This is a genomic window from Bacillus sp. FSL K6-6540 (assembly GCF_038007545.1).
Genome location: NZ_JBBOXH010000001.1, coordinates 2,208,841 through 2,221,321, shown reverse-complemented (window position 1 = coordinate 2,221,321; position 12,481 = coordinate 2,208,841). Strand labels below are relative to the sequence as shown.

Annotated in this window: 11 protein-coding genes and 1 tRNA gene; 5 read left to right on the top strand and 7 right to left on the bottom strand. The window is 49.6% G+C overall.

Annotation, left to right across the window (positions count from 1 at the left end):
• Positions 1 to 20: 20 nt before the first annotated feature.
• From MHH82_RS09740 to MHH82_RS09725, 4 genes are all read right to left on the bottom strand, one after another.
• A complete protein-coding gene (locus tag MHH82_RS09740) occupies positions 21 to 950 on the bottom strand; it encodes an ABC transporter permease (RefSeq protein WP_175320733.1) in 930 nt (309 codons plus the stop codon).
• A gap of 140 nt (positions 951 to 1,090) precedes the next feature.
• Positions 1,091 to 2,569, bottom strand: coding sequence for an ABC transporter substrate-binding protein (locus MHH82_RS09735; RefSeq protein ID WP_340965423.1), 1,479 nt, complete (start codon positions 2,567 to 2,569; stop codon positions 1,091 to 1,093).
• Positions 2,570 to 2,696: 127 nt separating this feature from the next.
• The gene (locus tag MHH82_RS09730; protein WP_340965422.1) at positions 2,697 to 4,208 is read right to left on the bottom strand and encodes a response regulator transcription factor; all 1,512 of its coding nucleotides are present in this window, start codon (positions 4,206 to 4,208) and stop codon (positions 2,697 to 2,699) included.
• On the bottom strand, positions 4,201 to 6,024 hold the full coding sequence (locus MHH82_RS09725) for a sensor histidine kinase (protein WP_340965420.1): 1,824 nt from the start codon (positions 6,022 to 6,024) through the stop codon (positions 4,201 to 4,203). The genes MHH82_RS09730 and MHH82_RS09725 overlap by 8 nt, the downstream gene beginning before the upstream one ends.
• A 183-nt stretch (positions 6,025 to 6,207) precedes the next feature.
• Between MHH82_RS09725 and MHH82_RS09720 the strand changes: the two genes are divergently transcribed.
• The gene (locus MHH82_RS09720) at positions 6,208 to 6,546 is read left to right on the top strand and encodes a L,D-transpeptidase (protein WP_015734271.1); all 339 of its coding nucleotides are present in this window, start codon (positions 6,208 to 6,210) and stop codon (positions 6,544 to 6,546) included.
• 101 nt (positions 6,547 to 6,647) lie between these two features.
• The gene (locus MHH82_RS09715) at positions 6,648 to 7,724 is read left to right on the top strand and encodes an AI-2E family transporter (RefSeq protein WP_145035344.1); all 1,077 of its coding nucleotides are present in this window, start codon (positions 6,648 to 6,650) and stop codon (positions 7,722 to 7,724) included.
• 75 nt (positions 7,725 to 7,799) lie between these two features.
• Here MHH82_RS09715 and MHH82_RS09710 read toward each other — a convergent pair whose 3' ends face one another.
• The 3 genes from MHH82_RS09710 to MHH82_RS09700 form a co-directional block, all read right to left on the bottom strand.
• Positions 7,800 to 8,195, bottom strand: a complete 396-nt coding sequence (locus MHH82_RS09710) for a hypothetical protein (RefSeq protein ID WP_015734269.1) — start codon at positions 8,193 to 8,195, stop codon at positions 7,800 to 7,802.
• 19 nt (positions 8,196 to 8,214) lie between these two features.
• Complete coding sequence (locus MHH82_RS09705; RefSeq protein ID WP_041622130.1) at positions 8,215 to 8,901, bottom strand: uracil-DNA glycosylase; 687 nt, start codon at positions 8,899 to 8,901, stop codon at positions 8,215 to 8,217.
• A 200-nt stretch (positions 8,902 to 9,101) separates the two neighbouring features.
• Positions 9,102 to 9,187: transfer RNA gene (locus tag MHH82_RS09700), tRNA-Leu, on the bottom strand.
• 404 nt (positions 9,188 to 9,591) lie between these two features.
• Here MHH82_RS09700 and MHH82_RS09695 point away from each other — a divergent pair.
• The 3 genes from MHH82_RS09695 to MHH82_RS09685 all read left to right on the top strand — a co-directional run bounded on the left by MHH82_RS09695 (position 9,592) and on the right by MHH82_RS09685 (position 12,462).
• A complete protein-coding gene (locus tag MHH82_RS09695; RefSeq protein ID WP_015734267.1) occupies positions 9,592 to 10,362 on the top strand; it encodes a polysaccharide deacetylase family protein in 771 nt (256 codons plus the stop codon).
• A 191-nt stretch (positions 10,363 to 10,553) separates the two neighbouring features.
• A complete protein-coding gene (locus MHH82_RS09690) occupies positions 10,554 to 11,153 on the top strand; it encodes a TetR/AcrR family transcriptional regulator (protein ID WP_340965415.1) in 600 nt (199 codons plus the stop codon).
• Between the two features lie 103 nt (positions 11,154 to 11,256).
• Positions 11,257 to 12,462: an MFS transporter gene (locus MHH82_RS09685; RefSeq protein ID WP_015734266.1), complete on the top strand. Its 1,206-nt coding sequence runs from the start codon at positions 11,257 to 11,259 to the stop codon at positions 12,460 to 12,462.
• The last annotated feature ends 19 nt before the right edge of the window (positions 12,463 to 12,481 follow it).

The following is a 12,481-nucleotide window of genomic DNA, read 5'->3' as shown; positions in this document are numbered from 1 at the left end:
CCTTCTTGATGATTGATCGATTAGAACAATGCGTTATCCTTGTCGTATTTACGAACGATATAGTTGGATACCATAACCAGAATAAATCCGACAACCGACTGGTACAGACCCGCAGCAGTACTCATGCCGATCTCGCCCGTTGTTTTCAGACCGCGATATACATAGGTATCAATGACGTTCGTTACGGAATACAAGGTTCCCGAATCCCTTGGCACTTGATAGAAGAGACCAAAGTCAGCGTAGAAGATTTTACCGATCGCAAGAAGAGTCAAAATGGTCATCAGCGGTTTCAGCATCGGAAGCGTGATGGCTTTAATCTGCTGCCATTTGTTCGCTCCGTCAATCATCGCCGCCTCGTACAAGGATTTGTCGATCCCCATGATCGCCGCCAGATAGACGACGCTGTTATAACCTACGGATTTCCACAAACTGATCAACGTCAGGAATATCGGCCAATACTTGGCTTCGGAATACCACTGAACCGGCTCCATGCCGAACCAGCCCAGAATCTGATTCAGCATCCCTTTGTCCATGCTCAGGAAACTGAATGCGAAGTAACCTACGATAACCCAGGACAGGAAGTACGGCAGAAACATGCCGGTTTGATAGACTTTAGCCAATTTCTTGTTCACGATTTCAGACAATACGATAGCCAGCGCTACGGATAGAATGAGACCTAATATGATGAACACGAAATTATAAAGAACGGTGTTGCGCGTAATGATGTAAGCATCGTTGGTACTGAACAGGAATTTAAAGTTTTGGAATCCTACCCATTCACTATTAACGATACTTGCCCAGAACCCGTCTCGGCTAAAGCGGTATTCCTTAAATGCAATAATGGTCCCGAACATGGGCAAATATGAGAATAAGAGAAACCACAGGGTCCCCGGCAAAACCATGAACAGCATGGCCTTATTCGTCATAATATTTTTGAAAAACTGTCCGATTGCTCTCACGCTTACCCCTCCTCGTGATGTGCATGAAATGAACAAAAGAAGGGCGGTGAACATCCGCCGCCCCGTCCTTGTTCATGCTGCAGCGGCATCTGCTGCCCCTTAAGGCAGGCAGGCCGCTTCATGCATTGTTATTACTTGCTTGCTTTCCAAGCATCAATTTGGCTTTGTGCTTCAGCGATGATCTTATCCAGACCAGCAGCTTTCAGCTTTTCATTCGCTTTTGGCAGGAACTCTTCAGGATTGACGGTACCTGTCATCAGCGGCGCCCAGAACTCTTCTTTTACGTTGTTGACAGCAGCGAGTTCTGTGGATACTTTGGTTGGATCGAAGTTGAAACCGAGAAGCGGAGCAGGCTGGCCGGACTCGTTAAACTTCTTGAACTCTTCCCATTTGTTCTCAGGATCTTCAGGATTCAAGTAAGTCAGCATGACATTGCCAAGCGCAAAAGTAGGCATGTCGTAGTTTTTCGATTCTGGCAAGTTTTCCATTACGTTCTCGCTAAGCTTCTTGTAGTGCACGCCTTCGATACCGGAGTCAACCAGGTTACGAAGATATACGTCGGTGTTCAGCAGGTTCAGGAACTCCATTGCTTTCTCAGGGTATTTCGAGTTTGCGGAAATCGCTTGCATCGAACCCATAACCGACCAGTTAAAGATGTTTGCATCGCCGGCAGGAGTAGATACGACCGGATAGCCGTAGCTTTGGCTCCACAGGTTGTCCGCGAATGGCTGTGTAGCCGCACGGTCCGTGAACCAGTTGCCGGATGTCATCAGATCTTGCGTCGAAGTTGTTGTTGCAGCTTCTGGGGAGATGTATCCCGCTTTGTAGTACTTGTTCATCAACTTAAGCATGTCCATCGTTTCCGGCATTTCGAGGAAGTTCACGACTTTCAGTTCTTCCTTGTCATCCAGGTATACGGCCATTGGCATTTTTTCGATGATGTAGTCAAATGGAAGCAATGGTCCGAAGTCTTTGCTGATGGCCAAAGGAACGACGTTCGGTTCGTTTTCCTTGATCGTTTTGAGCAGCGGCTCCAAGCTTTCCATCGATTTTACGTTCGAAATATCGAGATTGTATTTATCGAGCAATGTTTTGTTAAAGCGCCATGCTTCTTGAGCAGGAAGTTCTTTGTTGGCCGGAATCGCATAGTTGTGTCCGTCAACCTTGGAACCTTCCAGGAACGCCGGATCGATTGCTTCTTTAATGCCTTTTCCGTGGCTTTCGATCAGCTCGTCCAATTCCATGAATGCGCCTTTACGTGCGTTCTGCACATAATCGAACGCCCATGAGCTCGTGAACAGGATATCCATCGGTTCGCCGGAAGCTGCCATAACCTGCATCTTCTGGTTGTAATCCCCGAAGTCGATCATTTTCATGTCAACGGTTACACCAATCTTCTCAGCAGTGTATTTATTGATTTCTGCCTCAACCTTGTCAACATCCTTTTGAGGTGTTCCGATGGTGTACCAGATCAGCTCAACCGGTTTGTCGGCAGTTCCCCCGCCGTTTCCTGCACTCTCTTCTTTATTGCCTCCGCATGCAGACAACAGCATGGACGCGGACAATAAAAGCGTTAGCGGCAGAAGCCATTTCTTTTTCGATTTACTCATGTTTATCCTCCCTTTTGAATCCTTGTGTCTCTACACATATAAGGTTATCCCATGAAAGCAGTTTCACATAGGCGAAAAATTAAAGGTATTATGGTGAAAATAAAGAAAAAAACTCTGATTCTATCAATCAGAGCATTCCTCTAAAATCCCTCGGCGATACGCCGACGAATTTTTTGAACTGTTTATAGAAATAACCGGTTTCCCAATAACCGACATTTTTTGCGATATCCTGCACTTTTGTCGAAGAGTTCCGAAGCAGCTCCTTGGCCCGCTCAATCCGGTACCGGTTAATGTACTCCGTGAAGTTTTCTCCCGTCTCTTTATGGAACAGATGACCCAGATAGACCGGATGGATATGATAGTTAGCTCCCAGCACCTTCAAGGACAAATCCTCGTTGTAATGGTGCTGGATATGATTCAGAATCTGCTGGATGACAGGACTCTTCACGTCATTGTTGAGCGAATCGACCAGCCCGCCAACCCCATCCTTCACCGCTTTGATCAGATCGTCGATCGATACGGAATCCATAATATCGGTAATGGTGTTTTTCACGAAATCAGGGGCGGCCGTATACTGGATATCGTTCAGCTCCAGTTTCAGGCGAATGACCATTTCGACCGCGATGCTCTTCAAGGTTGTCGGGTTCATTCCCTGGGTGTGGCGAAGCCGGTCAAAATCGCTGTCGATCAGATCGAACAGCACCTGCTTGTCCCTTCCGGCGATGCCTTTGGCATACTCGGGCCACTGTACCGAATAGGATTCCGCCGCTTCTCCCTTTTTGGCCTGAACATCAACATAATCCACGTAGGAGGGCTGCTCCAGAACAAGATAATATTCCTGGGCTTCCTTGGCATGGAGATAACTGTCCTTGTAATTCCCGCCGAGGCTCTCCACGCTGCCGAGCGAAATGCTCAGCTCTTCTTCATAGCACTGCTCCCGCACCTGCTGCAGCAGGCGGATTGCCCTCGCTTTTTCCGTATCCGGGTCTTTCATCATGAAGATGACCACATGATCGCCGTCGTTGTCCCGGAAATACAGAACGCCCGGCTCCTGGTCCATTAATTGATACAGGCAGTTCTCCAGCGGCGTGAAGTCCGCTCTCAGGATAGATGCCATAACATAGGGCAAATTGAGATTCAACCCCAGGAGGGTCGCACGCTCCTCCAGCTCCTCCGGCTCGATCCGGTCGGTGATCCAGCGATACAGGATGTTGCTCCGCAAAATATTGATGTCATACTCGTCCAGTCTCATTTCCCTTCTGGATTTGTTCATTTTATCCGTTGTGCTTGCAATCGTTTCTTCCAGCTCCTTGAGGTTGATCGGCTTGAGCAGATAATTCTCGATCCCGAGCCGCATGCCTTCCTTCAAATAGGCAAAGTCGTCGAAACCGCTCAGGATAATCACTTTCAGATTACGGTTTAATTTGCGTGCGCCCTCGATCAATTCAAGCCCCGTCATCACGGGCATCGATATATCCGTTATAAGAATGTCGACCGGGACGACCGCCATCTTCTCCAGTGCCTGACGGCCGTTCTCCGCATGACCGACCACCTCGATGCCATACTTCGACCAATCCACGACATCAACCAATCCCTCTATAATGAACGGCTCATCGTCCACGATAAATACCTTATACATCGTTATTCAGCTTCCTCTCTGTCACCGGAAATTTCACTGTCACCGTCGTTCCGTTACCCGGCTCACTCTGGATGTCCATTCCGTACGAACTTCCATATGTCAGCTTTAATCGCTCATTCACGCTCCGCAGACCAAACGATTCTCCGCTCGACTCGGCCACATCCAGCCGGGATTTGATTTCCTCGAGCCGCTGCGGCGGGATCCCTTTCCCGTTGTCCTTGATCTCGATATGGACCTCGTCATCCTCCTGCGTCGCGTTGATGGTCAGCCAGTTATCGTCCTGATCGCTGCGCAGGCCGTGAACGATATAATTCTCAATCAGCGGCTGCAGCGACATTTTGATCATCGGCACATGCTTGATTTGATCGTCGCAGTGCATTTTGTAAATATACTTGTCCTTATAGCGAATGCGAAACAGCTCCAGATAAAGCCTGCACGCCTCCAGCTCATCCTTCAGCGTGTAGTGGGACTTATGCTGAACGATATTCTTGAAGAGCATCGACAAGCTGTAGATCATATCGCCGACGTCCTGCGCCCCCTGCGAGAGAGCCCTCATTCGAATCACTTCAAGCGTGTTGTATAAAAAATGCGGGTTGATTCTAGCCTGCAGCGCAGACAGCTCCGCATTCTTCTGGTTAATCTCCGCTTTATACACCTTATCGATGTAACGGGAAAGCTCATCCAGCATTTCATTGAAGCTGCCTGCGATTTGCCCCAGCTGATCGTCCTTGGTATCCTGCATCCGGGCCACGAACTCTCCCTTCTCGACCTTGCGCATAAAACGAATAATGTTATCGGTTCGTCGGGAGTAATTGACGATCATCAGGGAAGGGATGGACACCGCAATCACGATGCATAGTAGGGCCGCAATGATAATGGTGCTCTGCAAGCCATGGAACGATTCCGCGATTTCGCGCTTGGGCGTGATGCCCACAACCGTATAGCCTGCCTGATTATGGGCTGCCGTTGTAATATAGGATTCCTCATCGAGGGTCACGGTTTCCTTGGAATTCAGCAGCTGGTCGGCATACGGATACTTCTCGCCGTAATATTTGCCGGAGGAGTCAAACATCACGCGGCCGTCGCCCGACAACACCAGAACGGAGCCCTTCAGGGAATCGTCGCTGTTGTTCAGCACGGCATCCAGCGCTTCCGTTCGATACAAAATAAGCAGCTGTCCCAGATTTTTGTAAGTGGTCATATCATTAATCGGGCTTCGGATCGAGAACAACGGCAATGTCACGTCCCCGGCCAGCTTGCGTATCCATAGATTCGGCAATGTGACGCTCTGGCTTTCGAGCGCCATCACGTCGGGAATGTAGGAATGCGTGGCATTCGCCTGATATAGCCTTGTCATGCTGCCCTGCTTGTACACGTAGACATACTGCTTCTCCGCGCTGTACAGCATGATGTTCTCTATATCCGGATCATCGTCAAGCCTCTGCTTGAAATAAGCGACTACGCTGTCCGAATTGGACTGCCCCCCGCCCGCGATCCGATTCATTCGCTTGGCCATATACTCGTTGAACGAGTTCATGAGGAAATAGGAGGTGTCAATGCCCAAAGAGCTGTTGCGGTATAAGTCGTTCACATAGGACTGGGCATTCTCGTATTTTTGATTCAGGTGTCGTTCCACCCGCTCCACCGCGCTCCGCTGGATGTCCAGCTCGCTGCGGACGGCCGATTGAAACAAGAAGTAATACATAAGAAACGATAAGGTAACGATGGTAACTACCGCAATCAGGGCGATTAACAGCAGTATCTTGGTAAACATATTATTTTTAATATATTTTAGATATAGCCTTGCGGGAGACATCGGCTTCCCCTTCCTGGTGTAAACGTTGTAACTGCTTAACATATTAAATATAACATCGGCCAACCGTCCTCAACGGATGAAATTTCTACCAAGTCATGAAGGTGTAATTTGCCTATTTTAGACCATTTTGGGGCCGATCTCCCCCCTGTTTCATAGCATGAATCTTGAAGGAGATGGATGATCATGCCTCAATACCGCATTATTGTCGATTTGTCCGACTTTCAGCTGCACCTGCTCGACGGCAACATCGTGGTACGCACGTTCCCGGTCGCCATCGGCAAAATGGCTACGCAATCGCCGCCCGGCAATTACACCATCGTCAACAAACAACCGAATCCCGGCGGTCCTTTCGGGGCTTACTGGTTAGGTTTGTCCAAACCCCACTACGGCATCCATGGCACGAATGACCCTTCATCCATCGGACGCTCCGTTTCCCATGGCTGCATTCGGATGTATAACGAGGACGTGGTGGAGCTCGCTTCCCTCGTGCCTATCCACACCAGGGTCACCCTACGAAACTAATAACATAAACTGGTGATTTCAAATCCCTCCAAATTGGTTAAATACAAATGTTACATGGTACCCGTGTATTTTACCTACTCGTTGTTATGGAGGGATTGCCCATGATGCAGAGCAAATATTTCAGGACATGCTTTGGCATAATCGCGCTGCTCTTAATCATCTACCTAGGAGCCGAAATCAGCTTCTTGTTTCGCCCCATCGTCTCCATGTTCAACATGCTGATCGTTCCGGTGGCCATGGCCGGCTTCTTCTATTATCTGCTCAGGCCGATCGTGGACTACCTGGAGCGACGCAAAATCAAACGATCCATCGGCGTCCTGATGCTGTATTTCGTGTTTGCCGGTCTCTGCGCGATCTTTGGCATCGTCGTATGGCCGACGCTCCGTGAACAGATTGAAAACTTCATCAGCAACGCCCCCTTCCTGGTTGAGGGCGTGGAGGAGCAGATCGACCAGCTTCAACAGAATCAATTCTGGTCCCGCTATATACCAACGGAATCCGAATTGTCTACCTCCCTAACGGAATACATGAACCGGATCATCACATGGATCAGCAATTCCATCAATAACCTGATTTCCGTTGTATCCGGCGTCGTTGTCATTATCGCTACGATTCCGATCATTTTGTACTACATGCTGAAGGAAGGCAGCAAGCTCCCGCCAAGACTGCTCAGCGTCCTGCCCAGACGATACCGCCGCGACGGCCAGGAGGTGCTGGGCGAGATCGATACGGCACTCAGCAATTTTATTATCGGCAAAGTGATCCTGAATCTTATACTTAGCGTCATGATCTATATCGGATTTTTGGTTATCGGACTGCCCTATTCCCTGCTCTTGACGGTGATCTCCTTCTTCTTGAATTTCATCCCGTACATCGGTGCGCTGCTGGCGACCGTTCCTGTCGTCATCATCGGATTTATCGAATCGCCCTCCATCGCGATATGGTCCGTCGTTGTCATTGTCATCGCCCAGCAGATTCAAGACAATATTCTGACGCCCGTCATCTACGGGAAACAGCTGGATATTCACCCGCTGACCACGGTTGTCCTCATTCTTGTAGGCGGCGACTTCTTCGGACTGCTCGGCATCCTGCTGGCCATTCCGGCCTACATGATCATCAAAATTATCGCGGTGCGAATTTACGAGCTGTTCCTCGCCGAAAAAGTAGAGGACGCATGATGGCGCCTCACAGCAAAAAAGGATGTCCCCGCCAACTTTGCGCTGGCTAGTGGGACATCCTTTATTTTAAAAGAATCACGCATTGCCGCGCAGGGATCGAACCACGAAATCATGCTCGTCCTTACGCAATATCGTGCCATTCGACAGTGTGACGGTATCCTCATCGTGAGATGTCAGGATGGCCTGGGAAGACACCAGCTGGTTGCCCCTCCATACCATGACGCAGGATCCAAAATAAACGGCATTATCGAATTGAATGGTATGACTCACGACATAACCGATGGAGTTCAGGGCCGGATAGGAGTTCCTCGGCATAATTCTATGAATGGCTCGAAACGGAATGATAAGCTCGCCCGGGCCTAGAATCACTTTCTCCTGAACGGGATCCCACCCTTTCAGCACACCTTCAACCGTGCTTTTCGCCCCGTCTAGACGCTGAATGACAACATGACGACCAATCCAATGCTTCATGAAGGTCACCTCTCGCGGATTATTCATCTCCATCGTCCGGCGTGTTCGGGATGTCCCAATTCACCGGATCCATACCCTCTTGCATTAAAAAAGCATTCGATGCTGAAAATGGACGGCTGCCGAAGAATCCTTTGTGCGCTGCAAACGGGCTCGGATGACTGGACTCAAGCACCTTGTGACGGCTTCGGTCTATGAAGGAACCTTTCTTCTGTGCATAACTGCCCCATAATATGAACACCATGGGCCTTTCACGTTCGTTCAGTTTCGCGATGACCTTATCGGTGAAGGTCTCCCACCCGATGCCTTTATGCGAGTTCGGCTCGCCCTCGCGAACCGTCAGCACGGCATTGAGCAGCAGAACTCCCTGGTCCGCCCATGATTGCAAGGATCCATGATTCGGAGCGGAAATCCCCAGATCCGATGAAAGCTCCTTATGTATATTGCGTAAAGACGGAGGAATCGCAACCCCGGGCGAGACGGAAAAACTCAGTCCCTGCGCCTGCCGGCGACCGTGATAAGGGTCTTGTCCCAAAATAACGACCTTCGTCGATTGGTACGATGTTTGCTGCAGAGCCCGAAATATATCTTCCTTGGGAGGATACACCGTACTGCGCCGGTACTCTTCATCCACCCGTTCCATCAAAGCTTGAAAATAAGGCTTATCCACTTCTCCCTGCAGGATAAGGTCCCAATCATTGTTAAACATCCGCATGTCTCCTCTCCCTCCTCCTCACGCAGGTCAGCATGGAATCATAAAAGAAATGCGATCACTTTAATCAGGACGCGGCATCTTCCGCTTCGGTCCGCAGGAACAACGCCCGCTGATGAATTTGCGTCGATTTAAAAAATAAGCCGGCACCCATGCAGGGGCCGACTTATTTTGCATCATACCAGACGCTGTTATAATGCCGAGGACGGGGGTCGAACCCGTACGGTAGTCACCTACCGCAGGATTTTAAGTCCTGTGCGTCTGCCAATTCCGCCACCCCGGCATATTGTATCCGCGCATGTTCCTAGCGTCGTTCACTTTCACTTGAAAAGCCCGAAGGTACGCGTGGAATTCGCAATATTTTGCGAATCATCCCGAAATCTAGGTGTGCACATTTCGTCTTAGCGACAAAATCGATAATACCATGTACAACCATATGATGTCAATATATGAAACTCATAATTTTTCGCATCACCCCGGGCCAAGCATTCATCTCGATGAACTAGCGCCATCGCTCTGCTTGTAGGTACTGACAGCAAATCAAGGGGCTCCTTCGCAATCGGCGCGCTTGCTTTCCCCGCTGGAGCTTCCTAATAGAATAATTTCTTGGTTACCGTGCATCCTAAATGAAGCTCACGTGCTTACATGCGGAGACTAGAACAACAGAAGAAAAGGAAACCCATCGACATGAAAAAACGAACATGCTCAGCCTTCTCATTGCTTGCCCTTGCGCTGATTCTTGGTTATCCCGGCCATGTGCATGCGGAGCACGTGCCTTCCGCCTCCAAAGGCAGAGATTATTATGAGGAGCGCGGCGAGATCGTGTGGGAAGTGCCCACGCAGAACAAGGTGATCGCCCTCACTTTTGACGACGGCCCGGACGAGCATAATACCGTTCAAATTCTGGATCTGTTAAAGCGGTATGACGCTAAAGCCACCTTCTTCGTTGTAGGCAGCCGGGTGGAGAAACATCCCGACATCGTCGCGCGGGAGCTTCAGGAAGGACATGAAATCGGCAACCACTCCTATACGCATCCGCCCTTTCACAATATTAACGTCACGAAGTTATCAAGTGAACTGAATCAAACGCAGGATGCGATCTATCAAGCCACCGGCATGAAGACCGTACTGTTCCGCCCGCCCGGGGGTAGCTATAATGAAGCCATTGTGAGTACGAGCAAGGATTTGGGCATGCTGACCGTATTGTGGTCATGGCACCAGGATACCCTCGACTGGCGAAAGCCCGGCGTCAACCGCATTGTCCGAAAGGTTCTGGATAACGCCCGTAACGGCGACATCGTACTTATGCACGATTTTGTACCCAGCAGTACGCAGACGGTTGAAGCCCTCAAGGTGATTTTGCCGGAGCTGCAAAAAAGAGGTTATTCATTTGTTACCGTATCCGAGCTGATGTCCTACCATGAGAAATCACGCAAGTTCATCGAAGTCAACCATTAATAAGCCGTTCGCATGTAAGACAATGACCGCTGCCTTTTGGAGGTAACGGTTATTTTTTTAGGACAGGCTTCGATCCCGGTGCGCCGGATAGAATTTTCTCTTGAATATTTTAAACCCATTTGTTAAGATACAGAACGAACGTTCAGTATATACAATTTTGACGATAGCCTAGGGGATAAGGGGGTGCATGCGTGAACAAAAAACAACAACAAACCGAAGATACCAAGCGACGCATTGCCGAAGCCGCCAAGGCGCTATTTATGCAGAAGGGATACAAATCAACGTCGATCGAGGAAATCGTCGAAGCCACCGGCAGCAGCAAAGGGAATATCTATTATCACTTTAAAAGCAAGGAAGGGCTGTTTCTGTATTTGATCGAGGAATGGGACCTCGAGTGGGAACAGAAATGGAGCAGTAAGGAGCAGCAATACACCACAACCGTTGATAAATTGTACGGAATTGCCGACCAACTGGTGTTTGATGATCTGAACCACCCCTTCTCCAAAGCTCTGGACGAATTCATGAACAACAATGGAGACGTGTCCGAGGAAGTAGAGCAGCGAATCGTCCGGATTATCCGAAGCCACCTGGAATTCAATCAGAAGTTGCTGCAGCAAGGGATTGATCAAGGGGAGTTTGAGAATCATAACGTGGAGCAGCTCTCCCTCATTTTTGAAAGCCTCATCGTAGGCTTAAGCCAGATGTCCCGCATCACGAAGGTAAAAAATCCGCTTGCCCTTTATCATGCGGCCATTCAAGTATTCCTGCACGGCATCGAAAAGAAATCGTAAACGACCCGTTCTCTTTTTTATGCTCTATTATAAACCGAACGTTCAGTATAGAAAGAAAACCGTACAACATCATTAATCGTTTTTTATCTTTGGAGGAATCATCATGTCATTACTATTGCGAAACAATGGAGCCATTCTGCTCCTCATGTTCAATATATTCTTAGTTTTCACCGGCATCGGGCTTGTCATCCCCATTATGCCTACCTATATGACGGAGCTGCATATCAGCGGAAGCACCGTGGGCATGCTGGTTGCCGCCTTTTCATTAACGCAGCTGCTATTCTCGCCGCTTGCGGGAAGATTGTCCGATATCATGGGCCGCAAAAAAATCATCATCTCCGGCATGATTGTATTCGCCATATCGGAATGGTTATTCGGAGCGGCCAGCACGCCGACGCTGCTGTTCGCGGCAAGAATGCTGGGCGGCATCGGCGCCGCCCTCATCATGCCCGCCGTCATGGCCTATACAGCTGACGTCACTTCCAATGAGGAACGTGCCCGGGGCATGGGATTCATTAATGCAGCGATTACGACAGGCTTCATTATCGGACCCGGCATCGGGGGTTTCATTGCCGAGTTTGGCATTCGTGTTCCTTTCTACGCTGCAGCCGTAGCCGGGGGCATCGCCGCTCTGGTGACGCTGCTTCTGCTTCCGGAATCATCCGCCAAGCAAGAAGCACCTACCGTGCTGGGACGGAAACAGGAGAGCCTGGCAGTCCAGCTGGTCCGTTCGTTCAGGGAGCCGTATTTCCTTAGTCTGATCATCGTATTTGTTCTGTCGTTCGGTCTTGCCAATTATGAAACGGTGTTCGGCCTGTTCGTGGATCATAAATTCGGATTCACCCCTAAAGATATCGCTATGATCATTACGTTTGGCTCCATTGCGGGCGCTGTCGTGCAGGCAACGATATTCGGCTGGATCCTGAACCGTTTCGGCGAGAAAAGGGTCATTACGCTCAGCTTGCTCACAGCGGGAATCTGCATTCTGTTAACGCTGTTTGTGCATAAATATTGGCTAATCTTCCTTGTGACGTTCCTTGTCTTCCTGTCGATCGACATCCTGCGTCCTGCCATCGGCACGCAAATGTCCAAGCTGGCAAAGGATCAGCAAGGCTACGTCGCCGGCCTGAACTCGGCTTATACCAGTCTGGGGAACATCGCGGGGCCCCTTGTCGCAGGTTATCTGTTTGATTTGGACATCAACTTCCCATACATCTCTGCATCGATCGTCCTCATCCTCTGCTTTTTCTTGGCCATGCGTGCCGGCAGAGCCTGGGCTGCTACGGAAGCTGTCACGAATGAGCGGTAATCATACGCTGAAACAACAT

Coding starts and splice junctions, on each gene's coding strand:
- MHH82_RS09735 (WP_340965423.1), bottom strand. CDS start 2,569: ATGAGTAAATCGAAAAAGAAATGGCTTCTGCCGCTAACGCTTTTATTG.
- MHH82_RS09730 (WP_340965422.1), bottom strand. CDS start 4,208: ATGTATAAGGTATTTATCGTGGACGATGAGCCGTTCATTATAGAGGGA.
- MHH82_RS09725 (WP_340965420.1), bottom strand. CDS start 6,024: ATGTCTCCCGCAAGGCTATATCTAAAATATATTAAAAATAATATGTTT.
- MHH82_RS09720 (WP_015734271.1), top strand. CDS start 6,208: ATGCCTCAATACCGCATTATTGTCGATTTGTCCGACTTTCAGCTGCAC.
- MHH82_RS09715 (WP_145035344.1), top strand. CDS start 6,648: ATGATGCAGAGCAAATATTTCAGGACATGCTTTGGCATAATCGCGCTG.
- MHH82_RS09710 (WP_015734269.1), bottom strand. CDS start 8,195: ATGAAGCATTGGATTGGTCGTCATGTTGTCATTCAGCGTCTAGACGGG.
- MHH82_RS09705 (WP_041622130.1), bottom strand. CDS start 8,901: ATGTTTAACAATGATTGGGACCTTATCCTGCAGGGAGAAGTGGATAAG.
- MHH82_RS09695 (WP_015734267.1), top strand. CDS start 9,592: ATGAAAAAACGAACATGCTCAGCCTTCTCATTGCTTGCCCTTGCGCTG.
- MHH82_RS09685 (WP_015734266.1), top strand. CDS start 11,257: ATGTCATTACTATTGCGAAACAATGGAGCCATTCTGCTCCTCATGTTC.